Origin of the sequence: Agromyces excoecariae (assembly GCF_051715505.1) — a bacterium.
GTDB lineage: Bacteria > Actinomycetota > Actinomycetes > Actinomycetales > Microbacteriaceae > Agromyces.
In genome coordinates this window covers 26,835-42,019 of sequence record NZ_JBPSLA010000016.1, presented here as the reverse complement: position 1 = coordinate 42,019, position 15,185 = coordinate 26,835, and the positions used below count along the sequence as shown (strand labels likewise).

At 71.5% G+C, this 15,185-nt stretch carries 14 protein-coding genes; 4 read left to right on the top strand and 10 right to left on the bottom strand.

Annotated elements, in window-relative coordinates; genetic code table 11:
* Window positions 1-62: 62 nt before the first annotated feature.
* On the top strand, window positions 63-938 hold the full coding sequence (locus tag ACSJD1_RS15990; protein ID WP_438856278.1) for a fumarylacetoacetate hydrolase family protein: 876 nt from the start codon (window positions 63-65) through the stop codon (window positions 936-938).
* Window positions 939-1,052: 114 nt separating this feature from the next.
* Here the strand turns inward: ACSJD1_RS15990 and ACSJD1_RS15985 are convergent, their stop codons facing one another.
* The 9 genes from ACSJD1_RS15985 to ACSJD1_RS15945 form a co-directional block, all read right to left on the bottom strand.
* Window positions 1,053-2,564 (bottom strand): aspartate ammonia-lyase, encoded by a 1,512-nt coding sequence (locus ACSJD1_RS15985; RefSeq protein ID WP_438856277.1) that lies wholly within the window; start codon window positions 2,562-2,564, stop codon window positions 1,053-1,055.
* A gap of 173 nt (window positions 2,565-2,737) precedes the next feature.
* On the bottom strand, window positions 2,738-4,117 hold the full coding sequence (locus tag ACSJD1_RS15980; protein WP_438856276.1) for an adenylate/guanylate cyclase domain-containing protein: 1,380 nt from the start codon (window positions 4,115-4,117) through the stop codon (window positions 2,738-2,740).
* A gap of 118 nt (window positions 4,118-4,235) precedes the next feature.
* Window positions 4,236-4,529 carry a hypothetical protein gene (locus ACSJD1_RS15975; RefSeq protein WP_438856275.1) on the bottom strand — a complete coding sequence of 98 codons (294 nt, stop codon included), beginning with the start codon at window positions 4,527-4,529 and terminating at the stop codon, window positions 4,236-4,238.
* Between the two features lie 183 nt (window positions 4,530-4,712).
* Complete coding sequence (locus ACSJD1_RS15970) at window positions 4,713-6,191, bottom strand: NCS2 family permease (protein ID WP_438856274.1); 1,479 nt, start codon at window positions 6,189-6,191, stop codon at window positions 4,713-4,715.
* Window positions 6,192-6,294: 103 nt separating this feature from the next.
* Window positions 6,295-6,630 carry a peptidase gene (locus ACSJD1_RS15965; RefSeq protein WP_328289034.1) on the bottom strand — a complete coding sequence of 112 codons (336 nt, stop codon included), beginning with the start codon at window positions 6,628-6,630 and terminating at the stop codon, window positions 6,295-6,297.
* Window positions 6,627-7,805 carry an inorganic phosphate transporter gene (locus tag ACSJD1_RS15960; RefSeq protein ID WP_438856273.1) on the bottom strand — a complete coding sequence of 393 codons (1,179 nt, stop codon included), beginning with the start codon at window positions 7,803-7,805 and terminating at the stop codon, window positions 6,627-6,629. Before ACSJD1_RS15960 ends, ACSJD1_RS15965 begins: the two co-directional genes overlap by 4 nt.
* Before the next feature lie 91 nt (window positions 7,806-7,896).
* The gene (locus ACSJD1_RS15955; protein WP_438856272.1) at window positions 7,897-8,379 is read right to left on the bottom strand and encodes an 8-oxo-dGTP diphosphatase; all 483 of its coding nucleotides are present in this window, start codon (window positions 8,377-8,379) and stop codon (window positions 7,897-7,899) included.
* 4 nt (window positions 8,380-8,383) lie between these two features.
* Window positions 8,384-9,415, bottom strand: a complete 1,032-nt coding sequence (locus ACSJD1_RS15950) for a 6-phosphofructokinase (RefSeq protein WP_438856271.1) — start codon at window positions 9,413-9,415, stop codon at window positions 8,384-8,386.
* A gap of 155 nt (window positions 9,416-9,570) precedes the next feature.
* Window positions 9,571-11,694, bottom strand: a complete 2,124-nt coding sequence (locus ACSJD1_RS15945) for a DEAD/DEAH box helicase (protein ID WP_438856270.1) — start codon at window positions 11,692-11,694, stop codon at window positions 9,571-9,573.
* Between the two features lie 291 nt (window positions 11,695-11,985).
* Here ACSJD1_RS15945 and ACSJD1_RS15940 point away from each other — a divergent pair, with 291 nt between their 5' ends.
* Window positions 11,986-12,198, top strand: coding sequence for a hypothetical protein (locus ACSJD1_RS15940; RefSeq protein WP_438856269.1), 213 nt, complete (start codon window positions 11,986-11,988; stop codon window positions 12,196-12,198).
* A gap of 47 nt (window positions 12,199-12,245) precedes the next feature.
* On the opposite strand, the gene ACSJD1_RS15935 is transcribed toward ACSJD1_RS15940, so the two are convergent.
* A complete protein-coding gene (locus tag ACSJD1_RS15935) occupies window positions 12,246-14,216 on the bottom strand; it encodes a DUF2207 family protein (protein WP_438856268.1) in 1,971 nt (656 codons plus the stop codon).
* 81 nt (window positions 14,217-14,297) lie between these two features.
* On the opposite strand from ACSJD1_RS15935, the gene ACSJD1_RS15930 reads away from it, so the two are divergent.
* Together ACSJD1_RS15930 and ACSJD1_RS15925 are read left to right on the top strand one after the other, a co-directional pair.
* Entirely contained in the window at window positions 14,298-14,576 is a 279-nt protein-coding gene (locus tag ACSJD1_RS15930) for a metal-sensitive transcriptional regulator (RefSeq protein ID WP_400993551.1), read from the top strand.
* A gap of 7 nt (window positions 14,577-14,583) precedes the next feature.
* Window positions 14,584-15,135 (top strand): O-acetyl-ADP-ribose deacetylase, encoded by a 552-nt coding sequence (locus ACSJD1_RS15925; RefSeq protein ID WP_438856267.1) that lies wholly within the window; start codon window positions 14,584-14,586, stop codon window positions 15,133-15,135.
* The last annotated feature ends 50 nt before the right edge of the window (window positions 15,136-15,185 follow it).

Genomic DNA, 15,185 nt, shown 5'->3' with positions numbered 1-15,185 from the left:
GAGGCGACTTCGTTGTACGTTCTGCACAGCGGGCTCGCGGAGGCGGCCGATAGCCTAGACAGGTGAAGTTCGCGCACCTCCGAGTCGAAGGCCAGACGACCCCCCGACTCGCGGTGGTCCACGACGAGCAGGCGAGCTTCCTCGACGAGCTCATGCCCGAGGCTCCGCGCGATCTGCAGGAGCTCATCGAGCGCGGCCCCGATGCCCTCGCCGACGTGCGTGCGATCGTCGCCGCAGCGCTCGCGTCGGGCACGCCGACGACGCCGATGGCCGACCTCCGCCACGACTCGGCCGTGCTGCGGCCGGCGCAGGTGCTCGCGATCGGGGCGAACTACGCCGCGCACGCGTCCGAACTGAAGCTGCGCTCCGAGTCGGCGATGACGATCTTCTCGCTCTGGCCGAACTCCCTCGGCGCGCACGGCGGCACGGCCACGTGGGCGGGCGACGTCGCCACCCAGGTCGACTACGAGGCCGAGCTCGGCGTCATCATCGGCACGCCCGCCCGCAACGTCTCGCCGCAGGACGCCCTCGACCACGTGTGGGGCTACACGGTGGTCAACGACATCACGGCCCGCGACATCCAGTTCAGCGAGGCGCAGTGGTCGCGCTGCAAGTCGTTCGACGGCTTCACCCCGACCGGTCCCGTCGTGGTCACGGCCGACGAGATCGCCGACCCGCAGGACCTGTGGCTGACGACGAACCTCGACGGCCACATCCTGCAGGACGCCTCGACGAACGAGATGGTCCGGAGCGTCGCCGAGATCATCTCCTACCTCTCGAAGACCGCGACCCTGCCGGCGGGCACGCTCATCTCGACGGGCAGCCCCGGCGGGGCCGGCTACTCGCGCAACCCCCAGGTCTTCCTCCACGACGGCTCGACCGTGACGGTCAGCATCGAGGGCATCGGCTCGCTCACCACGCACTGCCGCGTCATCTGACGAGGCGATCGACCGACCGCGCGGTCGGGATCGCCGGCGCATGGCGCACGCGACGACGGCGACGGATGCCGCGTGGCATCCGTCGCCGTGTCGGTCGACTCCCGGAGCCCGGGTTCAGTCGCTCGGCTCGCCCTTCAGCTCGACGACGTTGATCGCCTGCGTGATCGGGTGCACGCCCGACAGTCGGGACGGCATGAGCTGCCGCGTCACGTCCTCGCGGGTCATGAGTCCGGCCTCGACGACGAGGTCGGCCACCGGACGACCCGTCGCGAGCGCGGCCTTCGCGAGCTTCGCCGCCTCGGCGTACCCGATGAACGGGATGAGCGCGGTGATCACGCCCACGCTGGAGGCGACCTGCGCCTCGAGGTGCTCGGTGTTCGGCAGGATGCCGTCGACGCAGTTCACGCGGAGGGTCCAGCACGCCTGCCGCATCCAGGTGATCGACTGCAGGAGCGAGTGCGCGATGACCGGCTCGAACGCGTTGAGCTGCAGCTGGCCGTTCTCGGCGGCCATCGTGACCGTGACATCCGCTCCCGCGACCGCGTAGGCGACCTGGCTGACCGCTTCGGGGATGACCGGGTTGACCTTGCCCGGCATGATGCTCGAGCCCGCCTGCTTGGGCGGGAGGAAGATCTCGCCGAGTCCCGCCTGCGGGCCCGACGAGAGCAGCCGGAGGTCGTTGCAGATCTTCGAGAGCTTGATCGCGCTTCGCTTCAGGGCGCTCGAGAAGGTCATGAAGACGCCCGTGTCGCTCGTCGCCTCGACGAGGTCGGGCGCGGTCTCGAGTCGCTGGCCCGTGATGTGGCTGAGGTGGCGCACGACGGCGGCCGCGTACCCGGGGTCGGCCGTGATGCCCGTGCCGACGGCGGTGCCGCCGAGGTTCACCTCGGAGAGCAGCTTGATGGTCTCGCGGAGGCGGGCGATGTCCTCGCCGAGCGTGGTGGCGAAGCCGTGGAACTCCTGGCCGAGGGTCATCGGCACCGCGTCCTGGAGCTGCGTGCGGCCGACCTTCAGCACCTCGTGGAACTCGCGGCCCTTGCGGCCGAACGAGATGCGCAGCAGGTCGAGCTCGGTGAGCATCGTCGTCAGCGACGCGGTCATCGCGAGCTTCAGCGCGGTCGGGTACGTGTCGTTCGTCGACTGGCTGCGGTTGACGTCGTCGATCGGGTGGATGAGGTCGTAGCGGGCCCGCGGGTAGCCCGCGATCTCCAGCGCGACGTTCGCGATGACCTCGTTCGCGTTCATGTTCGTCGAGGTGCCCGCACCGCCCTGGATGACGCCGACCACGAACTGGTCGTGGAACTCGCCGTCGATGATGCGCTGGCAGGCCTCGTCGATCCACGCCTGCTTGCGCGGGTCGAGCGCGCCGAGCTCCTTGTTCGCCCGGCATGCCGCCTGCTTCACCTGCGCGAGCGCGACGACGAGCTCGGGGTAGACGGAGATCGGGCGCTTGGAGATCGGGAAGTTCTGGAGCGCGCGCATCGTGTGCACGCCCCAGTAGGCGTCTGCGGGGACCTCGACCGAGCCCAGCGAGTCGGTCTCGGTCCGCGTCTCTGTCGTGTTCGTGGGGATCACCTCGTCGTTGGATCGGACGCTCTCGACGGTGTTGGGATGCGGTCGGGTCATCGACACTTCGGCTCCATCGCCTCGGGGACGCGCGGGATCGCCGCGCTCGGTACGTTCCCGAGCCTACTCGCGGGCCTGCGGCGATTCGTGCTGCAGCGTGTACGTTCCATGCGCGTCCGCTGTACACCGCGTCCGATTCGTGCGTCGCGTGCACCACGTCGGCGTCGGCCGGCTCAGCCCGGCCCCGTGACCTCGAACAGCCGCCACTCGCCCGGCACGCCCTTCAGCACGTGCGTGCCGCGGTCCTCGAATCCGATGCCCGAACCGACGACGAGGTCCTTCACGGTGCTCGAGGCGAACACCGTGCCCGCCTCCGCGCGCGACATGACGCGGGAGGCCAAATGCACCGCGATGCCCGCGACGTCCTCGCCCTGGAACTCGACCTCGCCGCTGTGCACGCCGGCGCGGATCTCGAGGCCGAGCGAGCGCACCGCCGATGCGATCTCCCACGCGCAGCGCACGGCGCGCGCCGGGCCGTCGAACAGGGCGAGGAAACCGTCGCCCGTCGACGAGACGTCGGTGCCCCGGTACCGATCGATCCGCGATCGGACGAGTTCGTCGTGTGCGAGCTTGAGGTCGAGCCAGCGCTGGTCGCCCAGCCGGGCGGCGAGGTCGGTCGAGCCGACGATGTCGGTGAAGAGCACGGTCGCGAGCACGCGGTCGTCGATCGGCGCCGGGCGGTCGCCGGTCACGAACTCCTCGACCTCGTCGAGGAGCCGGTCCGCCTCGACGAACGGCGGATACCAGGCCGCGCCCGGCAGCTCGACCAGCCGCGCACCCGGGATGTGCTCGGCGAGGTAGCGACCCATCGGGAGCCGGTAGTGCCGATTGCCGGACTTGTGGAGCACGAGGGTCGGGACCTGGATGCTCGGCAGCACCGACCGCACGTCGAGCTGGAGCACCCACTCGTACATCCGGGTCGCCGCTGCCGGGGATGCCGACAGGCGCATGTAGCGCCCGACCCACCGCTGCAGCTGGGGGTCGTCGGCCACGTCGGGGGCGGTGAGCGTCAGGACGGCGCCGGTGCCCCAGTTGCGACGCCATTCGCCGAGGAGCAGCTCCGCCGTCGGCTCGGGGATGCCGATCGGGTAGTCCGGCGCGCGGAGCAGTCGCGCGAAGGTGTTCACGAGCACGAGGGCGTCGGTGCGCTGCGGATGGCTCGCCGCCAGCATCATCGCCATGGGCCCGCCCTCCGCGTCGCCGAGCAGCGTCGCCGACGTCGACCCTGCGGCGTCGAGCACGGCGCTCGCATCGTCGATCCAGTGCTCGAGCGTGGGCAGCGCACCCATCGCGACCGGGTCGGAGAGTCCCGCCCCGCGCTTGTCGAAGCAGATCACGCGCGCGAACCGCCCGAGCCGTTCGAGGTATCGCACCATCGACGGGTGCTCCCACATCACCTCGATGTTGCTGGCCCAGTTGCCGATCAGCATGAGGTCGCGCGGTCCCCGGCCGAACACCTGGTAGGCGACGGACCCGTCCTCGCTCTCGGCGTAGCGCGGCTCCGGCGCTCCCGACCCCCACGTCGAGATCCCCTGACCGTGCTCGCCGTCCATCCGCTCCCCGCCCGTTCCCTCACGCGTCAGGGTAGACCCGACGCTGCTCCGAGTGCAGTCCGGAAACGCGGGCGAGGCCCCCGACCGGTGGGTCGGGGGCCTCGGCGGAAGCGGGCGCTCAGACGAAGGCGAGCGGCGCGAACGGCAGCAGGAGCAGGCCGAACGCGAGGAACGCGAGCGTGGCGATGACGACGCCGGCGAGCATGACGGCGTTCAGCACGATGCCCCAGATCGCCATGGTGCGCGCCGACGGTTCGCGGCGCAGGGCGAGGATGCCGAGCACGAGGCCGGCGACGGGCACGACGAACGTGAAGCCGGCGACGAACGAGACGATGCCGAGCACGAGGCTCGACACGGCGAACCCGCGCGTCTCGACGTCGGTCGTCATCGGTGCGGGGCTGATGGTGGTCATGGGTCGGATCTCCTTGTCCATCGGGATGATCCGAGGCTACGGACGCGGCCGATGCGACGACATGGGGCGAACCCCCCGATCGGCGGGGCGGCTACCGGCACTGCAGGATCGGCCCGGCAGGGCCGGCCCGGAACGACCGGCCGGCAGGACCGCCTCCGTGCCCGCAGGGCTCCCCGGCGCGGCTCAACCTGCGAGCAGCGCCTCCACCGGTCCCCGGGCGAAGTAGACCACGAACCCCGCGGCGACGACCCAGAGCAGCGGACTGATCTCCTTCGCCCGCCCCGCGAGCGAGCGGACGACCACCCAGCTGATGAAGCCCGCGCCGATGCCGTTCGCGATCGAGTACGTGAGCGGCATGACGGTGACCGTCAGGAACACCGGCAGCAGCACGCTGAAGTCGCCGAAGTCGATCTCCCGGATCTGCGACATCATGAGCGCACCCACGATCACGAGGGCCGCCGCGGCGACCTCCGACGGCACCACCGAGGTGAGCGGCGTGAGGAACATCGCGAGGAGGAACAGCGCGCCCGTCACGAGGTTCGCGAGGCCCGTGCGCGCACCCTCCCCGATGCCGGAGCCGGACTCGATGAACACCGTGTTCGACGAGCTCGACGTGAAGCCGCCCGCGACCGCCCCGAGACCCTCGACGACGAGCGCCGAACGCAGGCGCGGGAACTCGCCCTTCGCGTCGGCGACGCCCGCCTCCTTCGACAGGCCCGTCATGGTGCCGAGCGCGTCGAAGAAGTTCGTGAAGACGAGCGTGAAGACCAGCATCAGCGCGGCGAGCACGCCGATGCGCTCGAAGCTGCCGAAGCTCACCTGGCCGACGAGCGACAGGTCGGGCAGGCTCACCCACTGCGCGGGCAGCTCGGGCACCGACAGCCCCCAGCCCTGGGGGTTCACCGAACCGTCGGCGCCGAACCTCGGGCCGAGGTCGAGGACGGCCTCGAGCACGAGCGCCAGTACCGTGCCCGAGAGCAGGCCGATGAGGATGCCGCCCTTGACCTTGCGCGCGACGAGCACGCCCGTCAGGAGCAGCGTGACGACGAAGACGACCGTCGGGATCGTGCCGACCGAGCCGTCGACGCCGAGGCCGACGGGCGGGGAGGACGCGCCGGTCGCCGTCACGAACCCGGCGTCCACGAAGCCGATGAACGCGATGAAGAGTCCGATTCCGACCGTGATCGCGAGCTTCAGCGGCATGGGCACGGCCTCGAAGATGAGGCGGCGGAGGCCGGTGGCGGCGAGCAGCACGATGATCAGGCCGTTGACGAGCACGAGCCCCATCGCCTCGGCCCACGTGACCTGTCCGACCACCGAGACGGCGAGGAAGGAGTTGATGCCGAGGCCGGCGGCGAACGCGAACGGCAGGCGGGCCACGACGCCGAACAGGATCGTCATGACGCCTGCGGTGAGCGCGGTGACGGCGGCGACCTGCGCGAAGCCCAGGTTCTCGCCCGCGACATCCGTGCCGCCCGAGAGGATGATCGGGTTCAGGATGACGATGTAGGCCATCGTCACGAACGTCACGACGCCGCCCCGGATCTCGGCGGGGATCGTCGATCCGCGCCGCGTGATCTCGAAGAAGCGGTCGACGGCGCCGGTCGGACGCGGCTCGGCGAGGTCGGGGCTCGGTTCGGTGTCGGGTCGGGAGGTGGTCATCTGGTCCTGGTCGTCTCGTCGGGTGCGCGGCGCGCACGATCGGTCGGTTTCCGCTCACGGGAGCGGACTGCGGGACGACGATGGCCCGACGATGCGGGGCGGCTCAGCCGCCGTGGAGTGCGGGAACGATGAGGTAGATGCCGTACAGCACGGCGAGTCCGCTGAGCGCGAAGCAGGCCCATGCGCCGACGACGGCCGCGCGCTTCTGCCCGTCGGTGAGCGGGCTCTTGCGGGCCGCCTTCGCTGCACGCTTGGCGGCGCGCGCGGCCTCCTCGGGCGAGATGACGGTGATCGCATCCGTGAACTCCGCCGGGGCGACGACGGGCGTGCGACCCCCGATCGTGAGCAGGCGGATGCCGAGTGCGTACGCGCTCACGACGACGCTCGCGCCGACGAGCGAGGCGACGAGCACGATCACGAACGAGATCCAGTCGATCACGAGGCCACCTTCCGCTTCGGCTTGGGATTGCGCTTGATCTTCACAGCGCGACCCGAATCGGCCACCTCGCTGAGGACGTTCCGATGGGAGACCTCGTCGCGTCGCGACCAGAGGAAGATCCCGCCGATGATCACCGCCGCCGCGACGGCGTCGATCAGGACCCCGACGACCCCCATCGTCGCGACCAGTGCCGCGAGCGCGCCGACGCCGCCCGCGGCGGGCAGCGTGAGGATCCAGCCGATGCCGATCCGCCCCGCGGTGCGCCATCGCACCGTCGAGCCGCGACGCCCGAGGCCCGACCCGATGACCGAGCCGGAGGCGACCTGCGTGGTCGAGAGCGCGAAGCCGAGGTGGCTCGAGGCGAGGATGGTCGCCGCCGTCGCGGTCTCGGACGCGAACCCCTGAGCGGGCTTGACGTCGGTGAGGCCGGTGCCGAGGGTCTTGATGATGCGCCATCCGCCCATGTAGGTGCCGAGCGCGATCGCGATCGCGCAGGTGACGATGACCCACATCTCGGGACCCGAGCCGACCGGCTGCGCACCGACCGAGATGAGCGTGAGCGTGATGACGCCCATCGTCTTCTGGGCGTCGTTCGTGCCGTGCGCGAGCGCGACGAGCGAACTGGAGAAGATCTGCGCGTGGCGGAAGCCGTCGCGGCCGTCGGGCTTGCCGTCGTACCGCCTCGTGATCGCATAGGCGAGCTTGGTCGCCGCGAAGGCGACGAGCCCGGCCGTGAGCGGCGCGAGCAGGGCGGGCAGGATGATCTTCGACATGACGACGCCGCCGTCGATGGCCTGGACACCGAAGCCGACCAGCGCGGCGCCGATGAGACCGCCGAACAGGGCGTGGCTCGACGACGACGGCAGGCCGAGCAGCCACGTCACCATGTTCCAGGTGATGGCGCCGATGAGGCCGGCGAAGATGAGCTCGGGCGTGATGAACACGCCGTTCTCCCCCTCGCGGATGAGGCCGCCGGAGATCGTCTTGGCCACCTCGGTCGACAGGAACGCGCCGATCAGGTTCAGGACCGCGGCGAGCGCCACGGCGACCTTGGGCCGGAGCGCCCCCGTCGCGATCGGCGTCGCCATGGCGTTGGCGGTGTCGTGGAAGCCGTTCGTGAAGTCGAAGAAGAGCGCCAGTGCGATGACCAGCACGACGATGAGGGTGAGATCCACCGGCGTCTTTCTGTCGTCGGCGGACCGGGGTTCGCCGGATGTTCACGGAAGGTGGGTTGCGGAATTCGGCGAGCGCCGAGCCCCGTCGATCTTACGCGACCTCGTCGGGCTCATCCACCACGGTCGCGAGGTCCTCGCCGAACACGTAGGTCCGACGCACCCGGCCGCCCGCGAGCACGCCGGGCAGCCACCTCCGCGCGTCGTCCCACATCTCGGCGAGCGGCACCTCGTCGAGGGCGAACCACTCGGGATCGAGTTCATCGGAGGGCATGGGCTCCCCCGTGAACGCCCGCACGACGAAGACGTTCGAGACCTGGCTCCATGCCTCGCGGTGGGGGAAGAGGTAGGTCAGCCGCCCGCGCGACTCGAGGTCGACCGCCGCGACCAGCAGCCCGGACTCCTCCTCGACCTCGCGCACGGCGGCGTCGACGGCCGACTCCCCGGGCTCGAGCTTGCCGCCGAGTCCGACGTAGTTGCCCGCGCCGAGGCCGTGCTTCTTCCGGCCGAGCAGCACCTCGGTGCGTCCTTCGACCTCGCGCAGGACGTAGCAGACGCAGACCTCGGGCAGCGGCATCCGCTCAGCCGAAGAGGATCCGCGCCTCGTCGTAGCGCGACTGCGGGACGACGTTCAGTCCGCCCGTCGCGTCGGCGATCGAGACGCGCTCGATGTCGGTGCCGCGGAGGGTGACCATGCTGCCCCAGGCGCGGTCGACCGCCGCGTCGACCGCGGCCATGCCGAGCCGCGTCGCGAGCACGCGGTCGTACGCCGAGGGGGCGCCACCGCGCTGGATGTGCCCGAGCACGGTGTGCCGCGCCTCGATGCCCGTGCGCTCCTCGATCATCGGGGCGAGCTTCTCGGCGATGCCGCCGAGGCGTGGCCGGTTGAACGCGTCGAGCCCGAGGTGCGAGTGCGCCTCCTCCATGGTGTCGAGCTTGAAGCCCTCGGCGACCACGATGAGCGGTGCGCGGCCGCGGTCGCGGACCGATTCGACGTATTCGCAGATCTCGTCGATGCCCATCGGCTGCTCGGGGATCAGGATCGCGTGCGCGCCGCCGGCCATGCCGGAGTGCAGGGCGATCCAGCCGACGTGGCGGCCCATGACCTCGAGCACGATCGCCCGGTTGTGCGATTCGGCCGTGGTGCGGAGGCGGTCGATCGCCTCGGTCGCGATCTCGACGGCCGTGTCGAACCCGAACGAGTAGTCGGTGGCGGCGAGGTCGTTGTCGATGGTCTTCGGGACGCCGATGACGGGGATGCCGCCCTCGTCCCACAGCCGTCGGGCGGCGGTGAGCGTGCCCTCGCCGCCGATGGCGATGATCGCGTCGATGCCCTCCTCGTCGAGCATGCGGCGGATGTTCTCGGGGCCGCCCTGCTCGCCCTCGAAGGGGTTCGTGCGGCTCGAGCCGAGGATGGTACCGCCCTGCTTCGAGAGGCCGCGGACGTCGTGGCGCGTGATCGGCATGATGTCGCGCTCGACCACGCCGCGCCAGCCCCAGCGGAACCCGACGAACTCCGCGTCGTGCGAGATGACGCCCTTGAGCACGGAACCGCGGATGACCGCGTTCAGCCCGGGACAGTCGCCGCCGCTCGTCAGAATGCCGATCTTCATGCCTGAGTGACTCCTCGTGAGAAGGGACGTTCGCGGGGGTGCCGCATCGTCGAGGCGCGAACGTGACGGAGTCTAGCGGGGCTCGCGGCATCCGGTCGCGCCGCGACCACCGCTCGGGCGGGCGCGGCGGCGACGACGGATGCCGCGGACCGGAACTACAGGGCGCCGTCCAGCGCCTGGCGCAGCAGGTGCTGGAGCGCATCCAGCTGGACGGAATCGGCCGAACCGGGCTCGATGTCGCTGCCGTCGAGCGCGCGGAGCGCGAGCCCCTGCTTCTGGTCGATGAGCTCGGCGATGCGGGCGTCGACGGTGTGCGCGGCGATGATCCGCCACGCGGTCACCGGCTCGTCCTGGCCGATCCGGTGCACCCGGTCGATCGCCTGCGTCTGCTCGGCCGCGGTCCAGCTGAGCTCGGCGAGCACGACGTTCGACGCGGACTGCAGGTTCACCCCGACGCCCGCCGCCGTCAGCGAGCAGACCGCGATCGAGACGTCGGCCTCGGTGTTGAACGCGTCGATCGCCTGCTGGCGCGCGACCGCGTTCTGGTCGCCGCGGATGGACACCGTCCGCAGCTCGCGGGCCGCGAACGCGGCCTCGGCCTGGTCCATGACGTCGATGTGCTTGGCGAAGAAGACGACCTTGCCCGCAGAGCGCGCGAGCTGGGCGGCGTAGTCGGCGGCGAGGCCGGCCTTCGCCTGGCCGATGCGGCGCACCATCGTGAAGACGTTCTCGCCCGACTTCGAGGACTTCGACTCCTCGAGCTCGGAGAGCGCAACGGCGCGGATGTACTGGTCGCGTTCGAGCTCGTCGAGGTCGCCCACGCGGAGCTTCCGCGACTCGACCAACGCGCGGAACCGGTTGGCGAGCCGGTTGCCGAGCTCGCGCTCGGCGGCCCGGATCGAGCGACCCAGCTCGTCGTCGAGTTCGACGTGGAGATCGGCGATGCGCTTGTCGGGGAGGTCCGCGGCGACGTCGACCTTGCGACGACGGACGATGCCGAGGTCGATGACCGTGCGTCGCGCCTCGGCGTAGAAGCCCGGCTCGGCGGGCGTGAGCCCCGTCTCCTCGAGCTTGCCCAGGAGCTCGGGCGACGGCCGGTCGCCGGCGATCCAGCCGAGGAACTGCCAGATCGCCCGGAAGTCGTCGACGTCGTTGATGAGCGGGGTTCCCGTGAGCGCGAGCAGCAGCGGATCGCCGCCCGGCGTGTTCGAGCGGATGCGCTCGGCGAGCGCGAGGACGTTGCGCGATCGCTGCGACTGGAGGTTCTTGATGAAATGCGCCTCGTCGACGACCATGCCGCGGAAGCCCATGGTCGAGAGCCACGACATGTGCCGGTCGAGGATGTCGTAGTTCACGACGACCACGTCGGCGAATGCATCGACCGTGTCGCCGTCGCCGTGGATGACGGTCGCGCGGCGGTGCGGCGTCCACCGCTCGACCTCGCGCGCCCAGTTCATCTTCACCACGTTCGGGACGACGGCGAGCAGGGGGTAGGCGTCGGCGACGGATGCCGCGAGCACCGACTGCGCGGTCTTGCCGAGGCCCGGCTCGTCGGCGAGCAGGAACGTGCGGTGGCCCTCGCGGGCGGACTCGATGAAGCGCGCCTGGTGGGGCATGAGTTCGAGGCCGCGCGGTGCGAGCCGGTCGACCCGCGGCGCCTCGGGAAGGTCCATCGATGCGGCCTGGCCGCCCGATCCGGTCTCGAACGACTTGAACAACGGCCCGAGCAGTTCCCAGTTCGCCAGGCGTCGCACGGGCACGACGTGATGGTCGCCCCGGTCGAAGTCGGGCGCGAGGAACGGGTTCGCGAGCTGCCGCGCCTTCACCGACGGCGGCACGACCTGGTTGACCGCGATCTCGGGCGCCGGTGCCGGCTCGCGGACGATGATCAGCTCGTCCTCGCTGAGCTCGGCACCCGACTCGAGGAGCCAGTCGCGGCGGAACCGCTGCGCGACCGTCGAGATCGAGGCGTCGGGTTCGAGGAGGGTGATGAGGCTCGTGTCGCGCGCGGCCGTCTTCGCGAGGATCTGCGCGATGCCGTCGAGGCGCTTGAGCAGCTCGGCGCGCGCGCCGTCGGCGATCTCGGCGTCGCCCTTCACCCGTGCCCGCTCCTCGCGCATGAGCAGCGCGATGACCTGGAACTTGGTGCGGTTCGTGGGACCCAGCTTGTTCTTCTGGGCCTTCTGCTCGACCTCTCGCACCTTGCGCGCGAGGATCGGGATGATGGGCGCGTCGTCGTCACGCGAGCGCGTGCGCTGTCGCTGCCTCGTCTGGGCCAATGGTCCTCCCCTGTCTGGGCCCGATGGGATCCGGCGATCGGGACCACGGGCGGGTGGTCGGCACCGGCTGACGGGATCGGACGTCGAGGCCGTCGCGGTGCGCCGGATCCGGAGAGGCCGAGCATGGCGGAGCGAGTTCCCCCAGCCGTCGGTCGATGGATGGATCCGTCGAGCGCCTCGGCCATTCTACGCGCCGCGGCGCGATCGGCGCGAATGCGGCCCGATCGGCGCGCCCGGCGGGTCGGGACCTCGGCCCTGTCGGCGGGCCGCACGCGCGGCTACGCTCGTGCCATGGACGAGTCGACGGGGGTCGGCGGGGGCATCGCCGACGATCACGAGTTCCAGGTCGCACAGGACGGCGAGCTTCCGCCCGAGCCCGAGCCCGACGAGGACGAGGACGAGCGACCCGTCGGCGAGGACGCCGACGACGACGTGGTGGGCATCGACGCGGAGCGACGCGTGGTCCTCACCGACGAGCGCGCTCCCGCCGCCGACGAGGAGTGACCCGGGCCGGCCGGGGCGCCCGCCGACGAGCGGCGGATCGGGGCGGGTCAGACGCCGCCGCCTCCTCCGCCTCCGCCGCCACCTCCGGAGGACCCGCCGCCGCCCGAGCCGCCGGACGACGAGCTCGAGGAGGATCCCGACCAGCTCGTGCTCGACACGCTGCTGAACGAGCTCACGCTCGCGGCGAAGTACCCGGCGTTGAAGCCGCTGCGGCCCGAGTACCAGTCGGGTTCGCGCCCCTGCGCGGCGTAGAGCGATGCGAGCACCTGGCTCCACTCGCGCTCCATCCCGAAGAGCACCGAGTACGGCAGGAGCCGCTCGTTGAGCCGCAGCACCGCCTCGGGGTCGGGCGTGCCGTCCGCGCGGATGGGCCGGCTTCCGACCGGCGCCGGGCGCCCGCTCGGCATCGCGCCGGGGGCGGGCGGCGGGATGTCGAGCGCCGGCATCGGCGCCCGCTCCGCTCCGCTCGGGGACTGCAGCACGCGGAGGCGATCGGCCTCGGCGAGGCGGATGTAGTCCCGGAGGCCGTCGAGGTGATCCCGCAGCGCGCGACCGCGCTCGGTCAGCGGGCGGACCCCGCCGACGAGGCCGAACGTGACGAACACCGCGGCGCCGGCGACGAGGATGGTGAGCCACGGCCATCCGCCGCCCATCCGCTCGTCGAGTGCGACGAACCCGAAGACCGCGGCGAGCACCGCCGCTCCGATCGCGAAGAGCGAGAGGAGCGCGCGCATGCCGCGATCGGGTCGGCGCCGGAGGCCCTCGCGCTCCACGCGGGAGTGCACGGAGGTCCGGAGCCGGGCCAGCGTGGTGCCGAGCGCGGCGTCCCGCGACTTGAGGTCGCGCCGCGAGCCGATCACCGCCATCGGCCCGAAGACGGCTCGGAGGATGGCCGACGCGTCTCGGTCGGCCCCCTCGATGGGCGCCGCGAGCTGGACCGAGTACTTGCGCGAGCCGGTCTCGACGACCCGCACGCGGCGGTCGACGGCCTCGGCCAGGAGCGTCGCCGTGATGCCCTTCGACGCCGCCTTGACGAGGTCGGCCGCCTCCATGAGCGTGAGCCGCTCGGGCGGCTCGTACTCGGCGATGATCAGGCCGCGGCCGGGGTGATCACGCCAGCGCGTGGCCCGCAGGACGCCGGCGGTGATCGCGATCGCGACCGCGGCGATCGCGCCCGCGAGGGAGGTCATGGCCGCCGGCGACGACGTGAACCGCTCGTCGCGCGGTTCGAACGTGCCGGCGGTGAACCCGAGCGCGACCGTCAGGTTCTGGTACGGACCGAGGGTGTCGGCCCGGGCGACGACGATCGGCTCGCCATCGGGCTGCACCTCCAGGCTCGCACACGCCGTCGTGGAGCCCTCGTAGCCGCTGTAGCAGGCGACGTCACCCGTGAAGGCCTCGACGAGATCGGGCGCGAGGCGCACCTCGGCCCTGACGGTGCCGAACGGCTGTCGCCATCCGGTGCCGTTGACGTCCCAGTAGAACTCCTGGAGGTCGAGGTCGTCGGGGTCGAAGGTGACGTTGCGCTGGTCGTAGGTGATCACGTAGGTCTGCTCGCCGTGCACGAAGTCGTCGGCGGCGATCGTGACGAGCTCGAACTCGCCGTCCTCGCTCCGCTCGGTCTCGAACGACCTCGGCACGCCGGCCTGGTCGACGACGGAGCGGATGCGGATGTCGGTCGGATGCCCGTCGTAGTCGCGCGGGATCGCGCGGCGGATGCCGCGGTTCTGGTCGTACTCGGGGAAGAGGGCGACGAGCGTCTCGGTGGTGCGGAGCGTGGAGCGGCCGTCGCCGTCGCGGCCGAGCTCGTAGATCGCGTCGAAGCTCGCGAACGTGAAGTCGTCGACGTCGGCCGGGACGGCGGCGACGGGCCGTTCGACGGATCTCGCCGAGGCGCCGGCGTCGGACGACGGCGCTGCCGCCGCCCCCGCGGCCGGGCCCAGACCGAGCGCGAGCGCGGCCAGCGCGCTCGCCGCGACGAGGAGCGGACGCCGCCGGTTCGGACGCGGGGTCGTCATGCGATCACGCTAGCGAACACGGCGCTCCGCGTCATCCATGCAACCGGGCCCCGGCCGTTCGTCCGGGCGTATCCTGACGGGGTGATCGAGGACATCAAGAAGCGGGCGCTGCACCGGACGAAGATCATCGAGGGCCAGCTCCGCGGCATCGAGAAGATGATCGAGAACGACGACTACTGCATCGACATCATCACGCTGTCGCTCGCGGTCCAGAAGTCCCTCGGGTCGCTCAACAAGCTCCTCGTCGAGAACCACCTCCGCACCCACGTCTCGCACATGTACGAGGAGGGCGGCGACCAGCGCGAGGCGGCCGTCGCCGAGCTCGTGCGGATCTTCGAGCTCTCCAACAACCGGGGCTGACCGCCGGATGCCGCGGATCGAGCTCGTCACGGGCGACCTCACCCGCGAGCGCGTCGATGCGATCGTGAACGCGGCGAACTCGTCGCTGCTCGGCGGCGGGGGCGTCGACGGCGCGATCCACCGCGCGGGCGGCCCGGAGATCCTCGCCGCGTGTCGACGCCTGAGGGAGACGACGCTCCCCGACGGGCTGCCGACGGGCGGGGCCGTGGCGACGACGGGCGGGCGGCTCGCCGCGCGCTGGGTCGTACACACCGTCGGACCCGTGTGGCCCGGCGAGGGTCCCGAGGCGGTGCGCCGTCGGGCGCTCCTCGCGCGCGCGTACCGGAACTCGCTCGCGCTCGCGGCCGAACTCGGCGCGGCATCCGTCGCCCTGCCCGCGGTGTCGGCGGGCGTCTACGGCTGGCCGGCCGACGACGCGGCCGAGGTCGCGATCGCCAGCGCCGCCGCGGCGGCCGAGACGCCCGGGCTCGTCCGATTCGTGCTCTTCTCCGAGCCCATGCACGGGGCCTTCGAGCAGGCTGCGGCACGCCTCGGCGCCGACGTGACGGTCGTGCGCTGACCGCGTTCCCGGTCGGCCGGGCCCCGGGTGCCGGGCCTCGGCCGCCCGGC